Here is a 17,670-nt window from a genome sequence, read left to right on the forward strand (position 1 = left end):
CGCGGAACCGTCGAATGCTCAGCCCTTTGCGGGGCCAACCTCTTCGGAAGTTTCTTCCTGCGACTGGGCAGCCTCACGCTTGAGCGCATCCGCTGCCCGCTGTCTCTCGACGAGTCGCGCCGTATAGATCGAAATTTCGTAGAGAAGGATGGCGGGCAGTGCAAGGCCGATCTGGGAGACTGGGTCCGGCGGTGTCAGGACGGCCGCGACAATGAAGGCAATCACGATCGCGTATTTGCGCTTCTCGGCAAGTCCCTGTGCGCTGACGAAGCCAACGCGGGCCAGAAGCGTGGTGACCACCGGCAGCTGGAACACGAGGCCGAAAGCAAAGACCAGCGACATGATCAGGCTCAGATATTCCGAGACCTTGGGCAGAAGCTGGATTGCAACATGCCCCTCGTCACCGCCCTGCTCCATCGCCAGGAAGAACCACATGACCATCGGCGTGAAGAAGAAATAGACGAGCGCGCCACCGAGCAGGAACAGGAGCGGCGAGGCAATCAGGAACGGCAGGAATGCCGCACGCTCGTTCTTGTAGAGGCCGGGGGCGACGAACTTGTAGATCTGCGACGCGATCACCGGAAAGGCGATCACGAGAGCGCCGAACATCGCCACCTTGATCTGGGTGAAAAAGAACTCCTGCGGAGCAGTGTAGATCAGCTCGACATTGCGTTGATCCATCCCGGCCCAACCGACCGCCCATTTGAACGGCAGCACCAGAAGGTTGAAGAGACCCTTGGCAAAGTAGAAGCAGACGAGAAAGGCGATGAAGAACGCGCCAACGGCCCACATCAGCCGCTTTCTGAGCTCGATCAGATGTTCGATCAGCGGCTGCGGCCGGTCCTCGATATCGCCGCTCATACGTCACCTTTCTTGCGCGTTGCCGCGCGTGTCTTTTGTGTTTTTTCTTTCGGCTGCTCTGCCTCGACCTTGGAAGGCCTCTTTGCAGCCGTCTTGGCGGGTGCAGATTTGGCGGTTGCCGCCTTCGCCGGTGAGGCCTTCTTGGGCGCGGGCGTAGCGTCTGCCTTGGCCTTCGTTACCCGTTTCGGCTTTGCCGCAGGCTCAGAAGCTTCGGCACGCTGCATTTGCCGGCTGGCAGAACCAATCGCCGCGGCCGCAATGCTGTTGGCTGGCTTTGCCTCGGCCGCGCCAACGGCAACCGGTTCCACGGAGGAAACTGGCGGCTCTGCAGCGGATACGGGCGCCTTGTCTGGTGATGCGGCCTTCTGGAGATCGGATTTGATCTCGTTGCCGATCTGGCGCAACGGGTTCATCGCGTCACGTAGCGCATTTGCCGGATTGAGGCTTTGCGCGTCGCTGATCGTTTTACGGACGTCTTCGAGATCCGCCTCACGCAACGCCTCATCGAATTGCTGGCGGAAATCCGACGCCATGCCGCGCAGCTTCGACGTCATGCGGCCAAAGGCGCGCAACATCGGCGGCAAATCCTTCGGTCCGACAACAACGATCAGTACGATGGCAATGACGACTAGCTCGGTCCAGCCGATATCAAGCATTCGATATGTCCTGCAAACCCGTGGTGCGGCCGGCCGGGAGGTAATCCCAGCCTGGCGCTATCGGTGCTCGATCGTTAGCGAACTTCGTCAGACTTGTGATCAACAGTCTTGCCGTCGAGCGGCTTGTCGGCGGAAGCGACGTCGTCGTCGTTCATGCCCTTCTTGAAACTCTTGATGCCCTTGGCAACGTCGCCCATCAGTTCCGGAATCTTGCCGCGACCGAACAACAACAGCACCACGACCAGAACGATCAGCCAGTGCCAGATACTAAAGGAACCCATGCGTTTACTCCCTCTGAGCCTTCCCCGATTTAGGCCCTATTCGCGTGTCAATTTTCAGGCGCGCCACCAGCACAGCCTCTTTTCGCCACAGACCCTAAGATGTCGGAACATCTTTTTCAAACAGCAATATATCCCGCTCGTTAACTGAAAGCATTACATCGCGCAATCCTTGCGGCAATTGGTCCGCGCGGATACGGGCGCGCACGGTTCCATCGCAGCCCGCCACAGCCAGTTCGAGCAGTTCGACAACGCCGATGAAACGGCGCGAGACGATCCGCGCCTGTATGTCGCCTTCGTCCTTGCCGACACGCAGCCCCGAAAGCCGCACGGCCACGGAAAGGCGCTGGCCATCGCGGTACTTGCTGGCATCCACGCCGCCGAGCGGCGTATCGACGCGACCGTTGCGCACCTGGGCGTCGAACACGTTGATTTCCGAAAAGAAACCGGCGGCAAACAGGTCCCGTGGCTCTCGATAAAGCTCGTCGGCGGTGCCGACCTGGACCAGGCGCCCATCCTTGAGCAGAGCGATCCGGTCGGCCATGCGCATCGCTTCCTCGGCATCATGCGTGACGACGATCGCGGTGGCACGCGTCTCTCTGAGGATGGCGAGCGTATCGGCGCGGATCGAATCCTTGAGCCGCGAGTCGAGCCCGGAGAACGGTTCGTCCATCAACAGCACAGCAGGCCGCGGCGCGAGCGCACGGGCGAGCGCCACACGCTGCTGCTCGCCACCCGAAAGCACATGGGGATAACGATCTCCGTAATGCGAAAGACCGACCCGTTCCAGGGCTGCGTCGGCCTGGATCAGCGCTTCTTTCTTCGGAAGCGCCGTCAGCCCAAAGCGAACATTGTCGCGGATCGTCATGTGCGGAAACAGCGCAAAGTCCTGGAACATCAGACCGACACCGCGCTTTTCCGGCGGCAAGAAGACCGACGGGCCAGAAATCTCCTGGCCGTTAAGCAGGAGGCGGCCGGCGCTTTGCATCTCGATGCCGGCGGCGATCCGCAGCAGCGTCGTCTTGCCGGAACCGGAGGGGCCGAGCAGGCAAAGGACCTCGCCGGCCTTGGCCGCCAGGCTGACGCCCTTGATAGTCTCCTTGGAATGGTAGTTGTGGTGGATATCCTCGAATGTCAGGCTCGCCGCGAAAGATACGCCCGCCGTCCGTCGCGTTGCCATGACGGGCCCGTCCTGCGTATCTGAAACCATGCTGCGTATTCCTTGACACCGGTGGCACCGCGGCGACCATGCCGGGTGCAGGCTCGATGGAGAAAGCCGATATCTCCAATCAGGTTTTTTAATCGGCCTCTTCGCCCTTCGGAGTCAAGAGCCCCAGTTCTTCCAGATCGAGCTGGGTGATCGGATCCTCGTTTTCCGCCAGGTCATCTTCGCCGACGGGCACGGGAATATGCAGGTTGGACGGAACGCGGCCGGAGAGAAGCCCCGCTCCCTTCAACTCCTCGATGCCAGGCAGGTCGCGCAGTTCCTCCAGGCCGAAGTGGTCGAGAAAATCGCGTGTCGTTCCGAAGGTGACCGGACGCCCGGGCGTGCGGCGGCGGCCACGGAAGCGGACCCAGCCCGCCTCCATCAGCACATCCAGCGTGCCCTTGGATGTCTGCACACCGCGAATGTCTTCAATTTCGGCGCGGGTAACCGGCTGGTGGTAGGCGATGATCGCCAGAACCTCTAGCGCGGCGCGCGACAACTTGCGAACCTCCTTCTCATCCGTCTGCACGACGAAGGACAGGTCGGCGGCCGTGCGGAACGCCCAGTGATCGGCCACCTGCACCAGATTGACGCCACGGCCTGCATAAAGCGCCTTCAATCGCGCCATGATGCGCGGGACATCGGCACCGCGCGGCAGGCGGGTGGCGATGTAAGCCTCGGAGATTGGCTGCGCGGAGGCAAACACCAGCGCTTCGGCAATTCGCTCGGTTTCCTGCTCCATGCGCGGATCGAACACAAGGCCGTCGTTCTCGCCGTCTTCGTCTGTCACGTCCGGGAGGTATTTCTGCGGCTCAGCCACGGGCTGCCTCCATATCGGCGAGCGTCGCCGCATCGATCGGGTTCGGCCCACGCCGCAGATATATCGGCGCGAACGCTTCTTCCTGGCGGATTTCCAGGCGCCCCTCACGTACCATTTCCAGCGAGGCGGCAAAGGAACTGGCGATGGCCGTCGCCCGCTCCTTCGGCGTCGTCATGTAACGCAACAGGAAGTGATCGAGCGCGGTCCAATCGTCCAGATGGCCGATCATGCGTGCCAGGATCAATCGCGCATCGGCGAGCGACCAGACGTGGCGCTTTTCGATCGTCACTTGCGTGATCGCTGTCCGTTGCCGCAAGCTCGCATACGCGGTCAGCAGATCGTAAAGCGAAGCGTCATAGTCCGACTTCCGCTCGGTGACGATATGCTCCGGCGCACCACGCACGAAAACATCGCGGCCGAGGCGGTTTCGGTTGATCAGCCGGGTGGCGGCCTCGCGCATGGCTTCGAGGCGCTTCAGCCGGAACGCCAGCGCCGATGCCATTTCCTCACCGGAGGGACCATCATCCTTCGCCTGCTGCGGGATCAGCAGCCGCGACTTGAGATAGGCAAGCCAAGCCGCCATGACGAGATAGTCGGCGGCCAGTTCGATGCGGATGCTGCGCGCCCGCTCGACAAAGGCGATGTATTGTTCGGCCAATGCCAGCACCGAGATGCGAGCAAGATCGACCCGCTGGCTGCGAGCAAGATGGAGGAGCAGATCGAGCGGGCCCTCGAAGCCGGCGATGTCGATGACCAGCGCCTCTTCGTGCAATCCGCGCTCCGCAGTCTCGTCCTGCCACAAGGGATCCATCGGCGCTTTCGCCCCGGACCTGCCTTGCTTTTCACCCGCGTTGCTCACGACAGCCTGATCCTTTCCCGCCGGCCGTACCCGTCCTCAAACCGTCGCGAACAGGCTGTTGAATTCGGCACGTAGTTCCTGCTCGTTCGCATTATCAGGCTTGCGGAAGGCGGCCTCTGCGGCCCTTGCCCTGCGCAATGTCTCTCCGGCCAGAACCGGGACGACATCCGCTACAGCCTTCATCTCGTCCATTATGCCATGACAATGCAAGACGAGATCAAGTCCGGCGTCGATGATGTTGCGCGCGCGGGTGGACATGTCGCCGGCCAGCGCATTCATCGAAACGTCGTCGGACATCAACAACCCGTCGAAACCGATATGGCCGCGGATGATCTCACGCACAACCTTGGCCGAGGTCGTTGCCGGATTGTCCGGATCGATCGCCGTGAAGACCATGTGCGCCGACATCGCCATGACCTCGTCCTTCATGGCGATGAAGGGCAGGAAATCGCTCTTGGCAAGCTCGTCGAAGGTTTCGCTGACCACCGGCAGGCTGTGGTGGGAATCGACGAAAGTGCGGCCATGGCCGGGCATATGTTTCATTACCGGCAGCATGCCACCGGACTTAAGGCCTTCCGCCATCGCCCGACCGATCGCCGTGACACTCTGCGGATCGTGTCCATAGGCGCGATTGCCGATCACATCGTGACTGCCGGGAACCGGCACGTCGAGCACCGGCAGGCAATCGACGGTGATGCCGAACCGCATCAGATCGAACGCATGCAGCCGCCCCATCAACCAGGCCGCACGCAAACCGCCCTCGGCATCACGGCGGTAGATCTCGCCGATCGCCGCACCATTCGGATACTGCTGAACAAGCGGCGGCCGGATGCGCTGAACACGTCCGCCTTCCTGGTCGATCAGCACGGGTGCCGCGGGATTGCCGATACTGTCACGTAGCGCCGCGACCAGATCGGAAATCTGCTGTTCCTCGCCAATGTTGCGGCCAAAGAGGATGAAGCCCCAGGGCCGCTCGCCATCAAAGAAGCTGCGCTCTTCGCTCGAAAGAGAAAGACCCTTGCAGCCGGAGATAAATGCTTTTGATTCGCTCATGCAAAAAGCATAATGCGCGGCTTGCCCACAGCGAAGCGAGAATAGCTATCGGTGCGCGTCATGCACAGACTACTGTCACTGAAACGTGAAAGGGCGCGGCATCTCTGCCGCGCCCCTCTGGGGATAATATTGCTGCTGTGACTACTTGGTCACGAGGCAGCTGCCACCAGCGCCCTTGTAGCGCGAGCAAAGCGCATTGGCCTCTTCGCGCGAACCGGCCGGGATGCGGACACGATAGTAGGTGCCCTTACCCGCGATCTCCGCCTTGCGGATATCCACGCCGCGACCACCGATAACGCTTCCGAACTTGTTCGAAAGGCTGTTGTAGGACTTCTTCGCTTCGGCCTCGGAGGGCAGCGACGCCACCTGGATGAAGTAGGTGCCAGCCGGCACTGATGCCGTCGAAACCTGCTGGGTATCCGTTGCAGGGTTGGCGGCGGCCTGCGTTTCCGCCGGACGTGCGCTTGCGCTTTCAGGTACGGCGCCAGCCACGTTGCCAGCCTGCCCGGTCGGGCGGGTCTGAGGCAGCGGTGCCTCAACGCCAGCGGCGTTTACCGTGGCGTCGCTCGCGGCAGCAAGTGCGACCTGGTCGGCACCTGCAAGTGCCTTGCCGGCTGCGCGAAGTTCGGAACCGGCGCCCGTGGCTGTCGCCTGGCCCTCAGTGCCCGACGCCGCAACCTGACCCGAAGCCGTTGCCGGAACCGGCTGGGTGTTGCCAGCAACTTCCGTCGCCGGTTCAGCAACCGGCTCTTCGCGGGCGACGAGCGTGCCGTCCGGCTTGACGATCATCGTGCGTACTTTTCGCGGCGCGACTGCGGGAGCCTTGTCCTCTTCCTGATCAGCCGGCACGGCAGCACCGTCACCAGGCAGAAGGCGGGCAGACTCCTCGTCCGCATTCGGTGAAGCACCCAGAGCATCCGCTTCATCGCTGCCGTCATTCGGCAGGTTTTCCGGTGTCAGCGTCCGCTGGACGACGTCCATCGGTTCCTCGGTCGAGGAGACGAGTGCCTCCTGCCGAGGACCCGTGCCCTGAGCACCGGCAACGCGGTCATAGACGGCCTTGTCCTGGTTCGGCACGGTCTTCCCGCCCTTTTCCTCGGGCACGACCTTTACCGGGGACTTGTCGGCGAGAATGATCTTCGGACCCTCGCCGGACGAAACGGCATCGCTGCCACCCATCCAGGCGTAGACGCCTGCACCACCGAGAATGATGATGCCGGCGACGCTTGCAGCGAGCAGCATTGTGCGCTGCGAGCGGCGACCGGAGCCGTATTCGTTATAAACACCGGCGTCGGCCTGGCCGGACATAGGCTGAGCGCGCTCGGATTCGCGCGGCGTGTTCTGACGTTCGACCATCGAGCGACGGAAGTCTTCTTCCATTGCCTTCTCGAACTCGTCGAAATCATCCATCGGTGCTGCGCCGAGCGATGCGGCCGGCTTGGCTGCCGGCGCGGAGCGTGCAGGTTCACGAGCCTCGACGGGGCGAGCCTGCGTCTCCCTGACGGATGGTGCCGGCGTCCCGAAGAGCTGGGCCATTTCCGCGTCGATATCGAGATCGTAGTCGGCGGGATAAGCGACCGGCTTTTCTGTCTCGATGACCGGCAGTTGCGGTACATCCATATCGGCGATCGGTGCGACGCCGGTATCGGCTTCAGCGATCATCGACGGATCGAACGGCAGAACGCTTTCAACCGGCGGCTCTTCGATTTCTAAGGGCGCAGCTGCGACCGACGGTGCTACGAAGGGCTCTTCATGCTGTACCGGCTCCTGCTCGATAGCGGCGAAAACCGGCTGCTGCACTGCGGCGGCGATATCCTCAGAAGCGTCGAATTCCGGAAGCTCCATTTCCATCGCCACATCCGAGAGCTCCATTTCGAAGTTCTCGATGTCGAAGCTCGGCTCGTTCTCCGGCTCGGTAGCCGGAAGAGCGGGCTCGACGACAGCCTCTGGCGCAACCGCTGCGGCCACCGGTGCGGCGGCTACAGGTGCTGCGGCAGCAGGGATCGACGAGACGATCGGACCAGCAAAGGCGCGCTGCTGGCCGGCACCCGAGGGCGAAGCGACCGGGGTGGCGCGACTGAACGTCGGCGTGAAGGGATAGGGGCTCTTCTTGACAGGTGGCGCAGCCACGACAGCCGGCTCGGCCCGCGCATGAATCGCAGGATGAGTGTGAACTGCAGCGGCGACCAGGCCGGTCGCAGCCGGTACCGGAAACCGCTCGATATCGGCAAGAAGCTCATCGACGGCGTTATCTGTTGTCGGCTCTGCCGCAACCGGAGCGACCTGCTCGATCACTGTCGGTTCGTACGAATAGGCATTGTCCGACGCATAGGCGTTGCTGCCCTCGGCAGCCGGAGCCACTTCGAAGGCTGGCTCGACGGACAGCGAGGCCTGCTCTGTTGCCAGTTGATCGGCGAAATCGGAAACGTCGAACGAAATGTCCTCGACCGGCGCATGCCATTCTTCAGGTGCACCAACGTGCTGTTTGATCGGCGCAATCTCGGCCGTCGGAGAAAGATCGACGTCACCGAGCGAGAGCTCGAGTTCGCGTTCCAGATCGAAGGTCGGCTCGACCGCTTCCGAAACCACGTCGTATCCCGTTACGTCAGTGATCGAAGTGGACGTCGCCTCGGGAACCGCAACGAATTCGGCGTGGCCGCGGTCGACTTCTTCAAGAGCGGCCTCTGGCCATGTCTCTGCGAGTTCGACCGGCTGATACTCCGGTTTAATCGCCGGCGCATCTTCGATTGGCGCCGATTCGGCCACAGCAAACTCGGCTGGCGCAAATTCAAGCACCGGCTCGACCTGCTGAAGCTCTTCTGCGGGCGCAGCTACAGTTTCAACTGGATCGTTGTCCGGCTGAACATCTGCCGCGCGCGGCGCATCATAGGTATCGAACTCTCGAAGGAGCTCTTCCTCGAGATCGAACGTCGGATCTTGCCGGACGGCTTCCTGGTGGCGTTGCAATTCCTGCAACTGCTGGACAGCCGGCCGGGCATCGTAGCCGACGATCCGGGCGAGTTCGGCCAACGGATCATCGTCTGCCAATACATCGAATTCAGCCGGCCCGCTTCGTGCGAATTGTTTGTCTGCCATGCTCTCCACTCACAATTGCCTGCATTCACTTGCCAGTGCATTGTGGGAAAATGGTGACAATACTTATCGCATTTCTTCCGGTGCAGAGGTGCCTGTAATGGACAGGCCCGACTTCAGTACGGAAGCGACAGCATGCACCAGCCCGAGTCTGGCAGTACTTAATTCTCTATTTTTATCGTTAACAAAACGTAATTCCGGATTCTCTTTACCTTTGTTCCAGTGTCCATGGAAGGCAGCGGCAAGATCGTAAAGGTAAAACGCGATGCGATGCGGCTCTTGCGCCAGTGCCGCAGCCTCCACGACGCGCGGATATTCTGCGAGCTTGGCGACCAGCTGCAGCTCCGCCGGATCGACGATCAGGCCATTGATTGCGCCGGCAAAATCGACGGTGGACAGGTCGAGTTCGGGGAAAGCGTCCGCAGCCTGACGGAAGACAGACCGGCAACGCGCATGTGCGTACTGCACGTAGAAGACCGGGTTGTCCTTGGACTGCTCTGTCACCTTCGCAAAATCGAAATCCAACGGCTCGGAGTTCTTCCGGTAGATCATCATGAACCGGACCGGATCGCGTCCGACTTCATCAACGACGTCGCGCAACGTCACGAAGTCACCGGAACGCTTGGACATCTTGACCGGCTCACCCTCGCGATAGAGCTTGACCAACTGGCAAAGCAGTACAGTCAGCTTCGACGCACCGCCAGACACCGCGCGTGCCAGCGCCTCAAGCCGCTTGACGTAACCACCGTGGTCGGCGCCGAGCACATAGATCATTTCGTCGAAGCCGCGGTCAAACTTGTCCTTGAAGTAAGCAACGTCGGCAGCGAAGTAGGTATAACTGCCATCCGACTTGATCAAAGGCCGGTCGATATCGTCGCCGACCTCGGTCGAGCGGAACAGCGTTTGCTCCCGGTCTTCCCAGTCCTCCGGCAGCTGGCCCTTCGGCGGTGGCAGCGTGCCCTTGTAGACGTGGCCCTTGAAGGTCAGGTCGTTGATCGCGGTGCGGATCTTGGCAGCGCCATTGGCATGCAGGGTCCGCTCCGAGAAGAAGACATCATGGGTGACGTTCAGGGCGGCAAGATCCTCGCGGATCATGACCATCATCGCATCAATAGTGCGCTCCTTGACCAGCGGCATCCACTTGTCCTCGGGCATCAGCCGCAGGCTCGTGCCGAACTCGTCGGCCAGCGCCTCGCCGACGGGTACGAGATAATCGCCGGGATAGAGGCCCGACGGGATCTCGCCGATCTCCTCGCCAAGCGCCTGCCGGTAGCGAAGGAAGGCCGAACGCGCCAACACATCGATCTGCGAGCCGGCGTCGTTGATGTAATATTCCTTGGTCACCTCGTAGCCGGCAAAGGCTAGCAGGTTCGCAAGCGCGTCGCCGACGACGGCACCGCGGCAATGGCCGACATGCATTGGCCCGGTCGGATTGGCCGACACGTATTCGACGTTGACCTTGCGGCCGGCACCGGTCGTGCTGCGGCCGTAGTCCGCACCGGTGCGAACCATCGCGGTCAACAGCTTCTGCCAGTAGGAGACGGAAAGCCGCACGTTGATGAAGCCTGGACCGGCAACGGAAACATCGGTGACCTCAGGGTCCTGCTTGAGCTTCTCGACGATCAGATCGGCAAGCGCGCGCGGATTCATGCCCAGCGGTTTGGCAAGCACCATCGCGGCATTGGTCGCGACATCGCCATGGCTGGGGTCGCGCGGCGGCTCGACATTGATACGGGCGAAGTCAAGTTCGGATCGCTTTTCTCGAACGACATCAAGCGTTTCGAGAATATCCTTAATTCTTGATTCGAAGTCCGTGAAGAGATTCATCTGATCCGTCCGCTTTTCCCGACAGAATATGGTCGGTGCAAAACTCAAAAGGAGGCCCGGTTCGGTTGAACCAAAAGCCTCCGGGCGGGGCGTCCCTACCGCAAATCGGGCGTATGGTCAAACAAACGGCGGTGGACACTGATGGCGAAGGTATCCGTCATTCCGGCCAGATAGTCGCCGACATGACGCGCCCGCGCCGGCTCGGCCATACCAGGGATCTGGTCGATCCAATAATGTTCGCGCATCAGCAAAGGGTCGGCCATGAAGGCGCGATAGAGATCGCAAACGATCGACGCAGCTCCTTCGCGCACCCGCATCACCTCGGGATGGCGATAGATCCGCGTCATCAGCAGTCTCTTGATCTGTTTGTCGGTCTCGCCCATCTCGTCCGAGAATGTCGCTATGACCCTACCAGCCTGCCTGACATCCATGGCACTTTCGGGCCTGATATCCCGGAGGCGCGTCTGCGCGACCGCAATCACGTCCTCGACCATCGCCGTGATCTGGCGGCGCATAATCTCATGGGTGAAGCGGCTCGCTTCAAGGCCGGGATAACGATCGCTGACCTCGCGCATCAGGCGGGCGAGAAACGGCACGTCCTCCAGCATCTCGAAGGTCAGGTAGCCGGACCTCAGACCGTCATCGATATCATGGGTGTTGTAGGCGATATCATCGGCGATCGCCGCCACCTGTGCTTCGAGGCTCGCAAAGCTTGCAAGCTCAAGGTCGTGAATAGCGCAATAGTCCAGGATCGGCTGCGGCACCGGGCCGTGGGTGCCCTGCCCGTCAAGGCTCAGAAGCGGCCCATTGTGTTTTACCAGCCCCTCCAGGCTTTCCCAGGTGAGGTTCAGGCCGTCAAACTCGGCGTAGCGCCGCTCGAGTTTGGTGACGATACGCAACGATTGGGCGTTGTGATCGAAGCCGCCATAGGGCTTGAGCATCTCATGCAGCGCATCCTCGCCCGTATGCCCGAACGGCGTGTGGCCGAAATCATGGACGAGCGCCACGCCTTCGGCGAGGTCCTCGTCCAGCTTCAGCGCTCGCGCCAGCGCGCGTGCAATCTGCGCCACCTCGATCGTGTGGGTCAGGCGGGTGCGATAGTGGTCGCCGTCGGCGGCGATGAAGACCTGCGTCTTGTGTTTTAGCCGGCGAAAGGCGGTCGTATGCACGATGCGGTCGCGGTCACGTTGAAAATCGGACCGCGTCGGGCTTGTCGCTTCCGGGTAGAGCCTGCCGCGCGTCGCCCAGGGATTCGACGCGAATGGCGCATGTTCACCGTAACCGAAGCCGAGCGCATTTTTGTCGAACGTCATTTCACACCTGCGTGGTCGCCCCATTGACGGGACATTCAAGCCTTCATACCTATAGTGAAAGCTACGGGAAAGCGTCGACCAAACATCGACCGATTCCGGAAGTCAAAGCAACGGTTTGGCGCTCGACATTAAAAGACATGTCGAAACCGGCCAAGTGCCGAATATGCAATGAAAACGAATCTCTCCGGTTCTTGACCCCGGCAGGAGGCAAATATGACACAGGAAACAGTGACCCTTTCCGACGCGGCCGCCAAGCGGATCGCCACCATTCTGCATTCGGACGGCCATAAGAATGCCATGCGGGTTTCCGTCGAGGGCGGTGGCTGCTCGGGCTTCTCGTACAAATTTGATCTGGTCGACGATGCGAACGACGACGACCTCGTGCTTGAAAAGGACGATGCCAAGGTCCTGATCGACAGCTTGTCGCTCGTCTATATGGGTGGCTCGGAGATCGACTTCATCGACAACCTGCTCGGCCAGTCCTTTCAGATAAAGAATCCGAATGCTGTCGCAAGCTGCGGATGCGGAACGAGTTTTTCCATCTGACCCAAGCGGGCGCATTCCCGTGCGCCGCTCATTGCTACAGATATGGCGATCCCAGCCAGAGCAGGCGGTTTGCCAAGCGCGCAGCTAAAGGCTGGGCATTCAAATCCTTTAGCGTCACCTCTTCCGCAGACTCCGCGATTGCGGCGATGCGGCTGCTGACATCGCGTGCGAAGCCGTCATCGAGCACTTCGAGATCGAATTCGAAGTTGAGGCGTAGCGACCGCGGATCGAGGTTCGTCGAGCCGACATAGGCCCAAGTCTCATCAACGGCGAGCAGCTTGGAGTGATTGAAGGCACCCTTTGCGCGCCAGACGCGGCAATGCCCCTTCAACACCTGATCGAACTGCGCTGTCATGGCGCGGTCGACCAGCAGCAGATTGTTGACCGCGGGCACGACAATATCCACCTCTACGCCACGGCGGGCGGCCGTCACAAGCGCGCTGATCAACTCCCGGTCAGGAAGAAAATAGGGCGACATCAGTCGAATGTTCTTTCGCGCCACCGAGAACGCACCCATCAGCATCTTGTGATTGGTTTCATTCGTTTTGTCGGGCCCCGACGGTACAGCGCGCATCAGAATGCCGGGCGCCTTTGCCGCCGGCGAGGTCGGCTCGATTTTCCACGTGTCACTTGCCAGAAGTTCACCCGTCGAAAACTGCCAATCCTCGGCAGAAACCTGGAAGATGTCGGCAACGACAGGCCCGGTGATGCGGAAATGGGTGTCATAGGCCGCTTCGGGACCGGCGATTTCGGTGGTGAAGCCGGCGCGGATGTTCATGCCGCCGGCAAAGGCGACCTTGCCATCGACGACCAGGATCTTCCGGTGCGTGCGCAGATTGGCATAGGGCAATCTGAGCCCCATGATGATGTTGCCGTTGAAGACGGCCGTGGGCACGCTCGCAGCCTTGAGATAACCGACGATGCTCGGTACGGAGTAGCGTGCGCCCACCGCATCGATCAGCACCCGTACCTCGACCCCTCGCCCACGCGCCGCTATCAATGCATCGGCGAAGCGCAAGCCGAGCGCGTCTCGATCGAAGATGTAACTTTCAAGCAGGATGCTGCGGCGCGCGTGGGTGATCTCATGCAGCATGGCGGTATAGGCCGCATCCCCGCCCTCGAGCATGCTTATGCGGTTGCCTGTGGACATCGCATGCCGCGACACCCGGTCACCGAGGATTTTCATTGCCGAGAATCGTTGGCCGAAACGCGTGCCAATCTCGGCATCGGATACATCGAAGCGCCCGAACTGATCGGGGCCGCGGCCGCGCAGCAACGAGCGTTGCATGCCGATGGACGAGCGGCGGATGCGGTTAATGCCGGCAACACCATAGACGACCGCCCCAACAATCGGTGACAGCAGCACGACGCCGACCCAACCGGCTGCCGCCCGAACATCGTCCTTGGTCATGGCGGCATGGATGGCCGCCGGCACGCCCAAGACGAAAGACAGGAAAACGAGGAAATGCGGCCAATAGTTCTGGATGAGGTCGATCATGTGGGGGACTATAGCCTTCGGCGGGTGGGAATCAATTCAACGGCATGCCCGCATACGGCAAGTGCGTGAAAAGCGCTGCCCGTTATTGATGTACGGGGCCTTTCTCCGCGAAAAGACCGCAGGTATCGGATTTGTCAAACGAATCCCGAGTCGTTACAAGAAGCCGTCCGGAAGGATTCACTGACATGGAAGGGCGTTTCGAGCCATGAAGATTGCCACCTGGAACATCAATGGCGTCAAGGCGCGAATCGACGGCCTGCTGGCGTGGTTGAAAGAATCGAACCCGGACATCGTCTGCCTGCAGGAGATCAAGTCGGTCGATGAAAACTTCCCGCGCCTTGAGATCGAAGCGCTCGGCTATCACGTCGAAACGCACGGCCAGAAAGGCTTCAACGGCGTTGCGCTGCTTTCCAAGCTGAAACCTGACGAAGTCAACCGCGGTCTGCCGGGCGACGACGCGGACGAGCAGGCTCGATTTATCGAAGGCGTCTTCTCCGTCTCCGGCGGCGTCATCCGCGTCTGCTCGCTCTACCTGCCAAATGGCAACCCGGTCGATAGCGAGAAGTACCCTTACAAACTGCGCTGGATGGAGCGCCTTTCCGCCTACGCGCAACGTCGGCTGGAACTGGAAGAGCCGCTCATTCTTGCCGGCGACTACAATGTCATCCCCGAGGAACACGACTGCTGGGACGTCAAGGTCTGGCAGAACGATGCGCTGTTCCTGCCTGAGACACGCCAGGCTTTTCGCCAGTTGCGGAATCTCGGCCTGACTGACGCAGTGCGCTCGACCACGGATGACGTTCCGCTCTACTCATTCTGGGACTATCAGGCCGGATGCTGGCCGAAGAATTTCGGGATACGGATCGATCACCTGATGCTATCGCCGGAAGCGGCGGACAGGCTGGTCTCGACGTCGATCGAGAAGCACGTGCGGGCCTGGGAAAAACCATCCGACCACGTACCGGTCGCGGGCTATTTCGCGTTCGAACGTCCGCTTTGAAGCGGAGGTGACGCCAAGGGCAGCGCCTAGTCGTCGTCGCCCTGCGTGTGCATGTTCTGCGACAGGTTGATCGCCTTACGGCGATCATCTTCGGTTGCCAGAGAAAATGCCTGTTCCTGCATCGACTGCAGCCATGGCCGATCCTTCGGCGAACATTGATCGAGTGCCGCGGTCATGTAGGCGAGACCGCGGATGGTCTGACCTTCCTGGAAAATGACATTGCCGAAAACGCCCATGGCGCCGGCATGACCGTTCTTGCGTGCGCGGTTCAGCCACTTCTTGGCCTGCTGGACGTTGACGTTGCCGCCCTCGCCCGAAAGCAACATGCGCGCCAACTGGAACTGCGCCTCCGATACGCCGAAGGTCGATGCAGCCTGAAAGTAAAGCTGACGTGCCTGCGACATGTCGGACTTGATGGGGCTGTCCGGAATACCGCGACGATAGTAGCCGGCAAGCGAGATCAGCGCGTTGACAAAGTAGCCCGTATCCTCGGAGCCAGGTTCGACACCCTGCTGGGCAATCTCGCTGTAAATCTTGAAGGCTTCGAGGTCGTTTTCGGCGACGCCGTCGCCGTAGGCATACATATTGGCAAGCGCCCAGCGGGAGCCGGTATGCCCCTTTTCGGCGGCATAGCGGTAGGCTTCGACCGCTTCGTCCTTGCGGCCGTTCTTGTAGGCGGAGAAGCCGAATTTGAACAGGGCAAACGGACCGGATTCCTTGCTGACACCGGTGCCCGGATCAAAGGCACGTGCCGGACCAGCCGTAGCGCCGCCGACCACCAGCGACACGCCGAGCATCGCAACCTTCAGAGACTTCAGTTCACCCGCAAGCATCACAGTCTAATTCTTCCGTTCCAGCCGGCCACGCCGAACTCATCACCGCTGCAAACACAAACGCCTGAATGACTCTTTGCCATTCACTTGTTCACCGAAACCGCCGAAAACACCGGCTCACTCAGTCCAGAATGAAACTCCATTGTGTGTAGCCTTACCGAACCATTTCCGCGGAAGTGCGGCAGTTCGTTCAAGACGACACATGACGTCATTTCGTTACAAACATTGCGGGCCCGATCCTCAAGTCGCACGTTTGTCCTTAACATCGCTGCTCCCTGTTTGTGGCGGGAAATGGACATACTGACCTTGAGTCCGACCCTAGCAAACTCTAGCATTAAATGTGTTGCTGAATCGTCACATTGGCGTCGAGCGGAACAGTCACCAACAGATGTCGCTCAAGGCAAAAAGAAAGGCCCGGTGATGAAACCGGGCCTTGCGCGTCCTGATCAATGGAGGATCAGAATTTTACTTTGATCGCTGTCGAAATCGCACCGAAGAAGTCGTTGCCATAGTCGTAGGAAACATCGTCTCCGATGACCTGGCCGTCGAAGTTGACGGCGCCAGAACTGCCGCTCGTCAGGATACCGACAGCACCTGCAAGGCGGAACTCAACATTCTTCGTGGGCGAATAGGCAACACCGGTGCCCAGCGCCCAAGTGTCGGACTGTGTGCCATAGCCATGGCTCGTGCCACGATCCCACGTTAGGCTGACGGCACCGCTCCACTGTTCATTGAACTTGTGACCAACGCCGCCAGAGATCGTCCAGCCGTCGCGATAGAGCAGGTCGAGCGAGGTGCAAGGCTGCTCCAGGGTACCGCCGGAAGGCGGGCAGAACTTGAGAACCTGAAGCTGGCTCCAGTCCGTCCACTTGACCGAACCGAACGCGACCCAGCCAGGTGCAATACCGGATTGAACTTTGAGCTCGAGCGAGTCCGGCATGGAGGCGAACCCGGCCACATCGTAGAAGTTGACCGGCGCCGGTCCGCGCACATTGCGCAGATCGATCGTACCCGCCAGATTATCCAGATCAACGGCACTGTTATAGACCAAGCTTGCGCGTACCGCGTACTCCGGTATTTCGTAGCCGACGCCGGCGCGCCAACCCCAACCGTCACCTTGGAGATCCAGCCTGCCGATGCCGGATTGCAACCCGCCGAATGCCGGCGGCACACCCGTGAAATCCTGTACCAATCTCTCCTTGAAGCCGCCGACCTCTTGGTAAAAGACGCCGCCGATGACGCGGAACTGGCCCTGCCCCATGTCAAACTTGTATGAGCAAGTCGCGGCGTAGTTGTCGCTCTCGACCTTCGTCTCAATGTTGTTGTTGGCGCCGGCCCAATTTACGCCCGGATTTGTATGAGCTCCCCATGGCTGCGAATAGTCAGCCATGCAGTCGACGTCCTCTCCGAAGCGGGCCTTGATGCCCACACGCGGCACCCAATAGCTCTCCGTGTCTTCGACAGAATTGGGACGGGAGTTCAGATTGCCACCGCCAGTACCGGGTCCGGTTCCGTTGAATGGGAAGGCTGCAGACGTCGTATTCGTATCCCTGACGTTCTTCAGTTCGCGCTGCGGGTTGACATAGGTTGTCGTCGCTTCCGCTGCATAGTCCGACGGGTCGAACAGCAGGTCGATATTGTAACCGCCGCGTTCAAGACCGCCAGCGTGCGCCGCCGATGCAACCAGAATTCCGGCCGCCAACGCAAAGACGCCCCGCTTCAAATTCTCATGAGCCATTAAGCTCCTCCCCCTGCATTTCAATCTGCGACAATCCACCTCACGTCGCCTGTGCGAAAAGTATTCTCACGATCGTGTGAAATCGCAA

The 17,670-nt window shown here is 60.6% G+C and carries 16 protein-coding genes; 3 read left to right on the forward strand and 13 right to left on the reverse strand.

Going from position 1 to position 17,670, the window contains the following annotated elements:
- Positions 1-18 precede the first annotated feature (18 nt).
- From tatC to BKP54_RS10360, 8 genes are all read right to left on the reverse strand, one after another.
- Positions 19-861: a twin-arginine translocase subunit TatC gene (gene tatC / locus BKP54_RS10325; protein WP_025426856.1), complete on the reverse strand. Its 843-nt coding sequence runs from the start codon at positions 859-861 to the stop codon at positions 19-21.
- A complete protein-coding gene (gene tatB / locus BKP54_RS10330; protein ID WP_025426855.1) occupies positions 858-1,517 on the reverse strand; it encodes a Sec-independent protein translocase protein TatB in 660 nt (219 codons plus the stop codon). Before tatB ends, tatC begins: the two co-directional genes overlap by 4 nt.
- A gap of 74 nt (positions 1,518-1,591) precedes the next feature.
- Positions 1,592-1,798 (reverse strand): twin-arginine translocase TatA/TatE family subunit, encoded by a 207-nt coding sequence (locus BKP54_RS10335; RefSeq protein ID WP_025426854.1) that lies wholly within the window; start codon positions 1,796-1,798, stop codon positions 1,592-1,594.
- A 94-nt stretch (positions 1,799-1,892) separates the two neighbouring features.
- Entirely contained in the window at positions 1,893-3,005 is a 1,113-nt protein-coding gene (locus tag BKP54_RS10340) for an ABC transporter ATP-binding protein (protein ID WP_025426853.1), read from the reverse strand.
- 88 nt (positions 3,006-3,093) lie between these two features.
- Positions 3,094-3,822 carry an SMC-Scp complex subunit ScpB gene (gene scpB / locus BKP54_RS10345; RefSeq protein WP_025426852.1) on the reverse strand — a complete coding sequence of 243 codons (729 nt, stop codon included), beginning with the start codon at positions 3,820-3,822 and terminating at the stop codon, positions 3,094-3,096.
- The gene (locus BKP54_RS10350; protein ID WP_051509162.1) at positions 3,815-4,633 is read right to left on the reverse strand and encodes a ScpA family protein; all 819 of its coding nucleotides are present in this window, start codon (positions 4,631-4,633) and stop codon (positions 3,815-3,817) included. The genes scpB and BKP54_RS10350 overlap by 8 nt, the downstream gene beginning before the upstream one ends.
- A gap of 84 nt (positions 4,634-4,717) precedes the next feature.
- Positions 4,718-5,734 (reverse strand): beta-N-acetylhexosaminidase, encoded by a 1,017-nt coding sequence (nagZ, locus tag BKP54_RS10355; RefSeq protein ID WP_025426850.1) that lies wholly within the window; start codon positions 5,732-5,734, stop codon positions 4,718-4,720.
- Between the two features lie 141 nt (positions 5,735-5,875).
- Complete coding sequence (locus tag BKP54_RS10360) at positions 5,876-8,323, reverse strand: SPOR domain-containing protein (RefSeq protein ID WP_245317817.1); 2,448 nt, start codon at positions 8,321-8,323, stop codon at positions 5,876-5,878.
- 63 nt (positions 8,324-8,386) lie between these two features.
- Here BKP54_RS10360 and BKP54_RS36445 point away from each other — a divergent pair, with 63 nt between their 5' ends.
- A complete protein-coding gene (locus BKP54_RS36445; RefSeq protein ID WP_245317818.1) occupies positions 8,387-8,887 on the forward strand; it encodes a hypothetical protein in 501 nt (166 codons plus the stop codon).
- Positions 8,888-8,893: 6 nt separating this feature from the next.
- On the opposite strand, the gene argS is transcribed toward BKP54_RS36445, so the two are convergent.
- Both argS and BKP54_RS10370 read right to left on the reverse strand, forming a co-directional pair.
- Positions 8,894-10,654, reverse strand: coding sequence for an arginine--tRNA ligase (argS, locus tag BKP54_RS10365; RefSeq protein ID WP_057205041.1), 1,761 nt, complete (start codon positions 10,652-10,654; stop codon positions 8,894-8,896).
- A gap of 95 nt (positions 10,655-10,749) precedes the next feature.
- Positions 10,750-11,967 (reverse strand): deoxyguanosinetriphosphate triphosphohydrolase, encoded by a 1,218-nt coding sequence (locus BKP54_RS10370; RefSeq protein WP_057205045.1) that lies wholly within the window; start codon positions 11,965-11,967, stop codon positions 10,750-10,752.
- 213 nt (positions 11,968-12,180) lie between these two features.
- Between BKP54_RS10370 and erpA the strand changes: the two genes are divergently transcribed.
- A complete protein-coding gene (gene erpA, locus BKP54_RS10375) occupies positions 12,181-12,513 on the forward strand; it encodes an iron-sulfur cluster insertion protein ErpA (RefSeq protein ID WP_025426846.1) in 333 nt (110 codons plus the stop codon).
- A 34-nt stretch (positions 12,514-12,547) separates the two neighbouring features.
- Here erpA and BKP54_RS10380 read toward each other — a convergent pair whose 3' ends face one another.
- Entirely contained in the window at positions 12,548-14,011 is a 1,464-nt protein-coding gene (locus BKP54_RS10380; protein ID WP_025426845.1) for a phosphatidylserine/phosphatidylglycerophosphate/cardiolipin synthase family protein, read from the reverse strand.
- 205 nt (positions 14,012-14,216) lie between these two features.
- Between BKP54_RS10380 and xth the strand changes: the two genes are divergently transcribed.
- Positions 14,217-15,011, forward strand: coding sequence for an exodeoxyribonuclease III (gene xth, locus BKP54_RS10385; protein WP_025426844.1), 795 nt, complete (start codon positions 14,217-14,219; stop codon positions 15,009-15,011).
- Positions 15,012-15,037: 26 nt separating this feature from the next.
- On the opposite strand, the gene exoR is transcribed toward xth, so the two are convergent.
- Together exoR and BKP54_RS10395 are read right to left on the reverse strand one after the other, a co-directional pair.
- A complete protein-coding gene (exoR, locus tag BKP54_RS10390; RefSeq protein ID WP_025426843.1) occupies positions 15,038-15,844 on the reverse strand; it encodes an exopolysaccharide production regulator ExoR in 807 nt (268 codons plus the stop codon).
- 457 nt (positions 15,845-16,301) lie between these two features.
- Positions 16,302-17,582 (reverse strand): OmpP1/FadL family transporter, encoded by a 1,281-nt coding sequence (locus BKP54_RS10395; RefSeq protein WP_025426842.1) that lies wholly within the window; start codon positions 17,580-17,582, stop codon positions 16,302-16,304.
- Positions 17,583-17,670 lie beyond the last annotated feature (88 nt).

This window comes from Ensifer sp. 1H6, from assembly GCF_001976035.1.
Taxonomy (GTDB): Bacteria; Pseudomonadota; Alphaproteobacteria; order Rhizobiales; family Rhizobiaceae; genus Ensifer; species Ensifer canadensis.

Bases quoted from the DNA above. Each gene is read 5' to 3' on its own strand.
- exoR (WP_025426843.1), bottom strand. From the start codon at position 15,844: ATGCTTGCGGGTGAACTGAAGTCTCTGAAGGTTGCGATGCTCGGCGTG.
- argS (WP_057205041.1), bottom strand. From the start codon at position 10,654: ATGAATCTCTTCACGGACTTCGAATCAAGAATTAAGGATATTCTCGAA.
- BKP54_RS10395 (WP_025426842.1), bottom strand. From the start codon at position 17,582: ATGGCTCATGAGAATTTGAAGCGGGGCGTCTTTGCGTTGGCGGCCGGA.
- BKP54_RS10380 (WP_025426845.1), bottom strand. From the start codon at position 14,011: ATGATCGACCTCATCCAGAACTATTGGCCGCATTTCCTCGTTTTCCTG.
- tatB (WP_025426855.1), bottom strand. From the start codon at position 1,517: ATGCTTGATATCGGCTGGACCGAGCTAGTCGTCATTGCCATCGTACTG.
- BKP54_RS10340 (WP_025426853.1), bottom strand. From the start codon at position 3,005: ATGGTTTCAGATACGCAGGACGGGCCCGTCATGGCAACGCGACGGACG.
- BKP54_RS10350 (WP_051509162.1), bottom strand. From the start codon at position 4,633: ATGGATCCCTTGTGGCAGGACGAGACTGCGGAGCGCGGATTGCACGAA.
- xth (WP_025426844.1), top strand. From the start codon at position 14,217: ATGAAGATTGCCACCTGGAACATCAATGGCGTCAAGGCGCGAATCGAC.
- erpA (WP_025426846.1), top strand. From the start codon at position 12,181: ATGACACAGGAAACAGTGACCCTTTCCGACGCGGCCGCCAAGCGGATC.
- BKP54_RS10370 (WP_057205045.1), bottom strand. From the start codon at position 11,967: ATGACGTTCGACAAAAATGCGCTCGGCTTCGGTTACGGTGAACATGCG.
- tatC (WP_025426856.1), bottom strand. From the start codon at position 861: ATGAGCGGCGATATCGAGGACCGGCCGCAGCCGCTGATCGAACATCTG.
- nagZ (WP_025426850.1), bottom strand. From the start codon at position 5,734: ATGAGCGAATCAAAAGCATTTATCTCCGGCTGCAAGGGTCTTTCTCTT.
- BKP54_RS10335 (WP_025426854.1), bottom strand. From the start codon at position 1,798: ATGGGTTCCTTTAGTATCTGGCACTGGCTGATCGTTCTGGTCGTGGTG.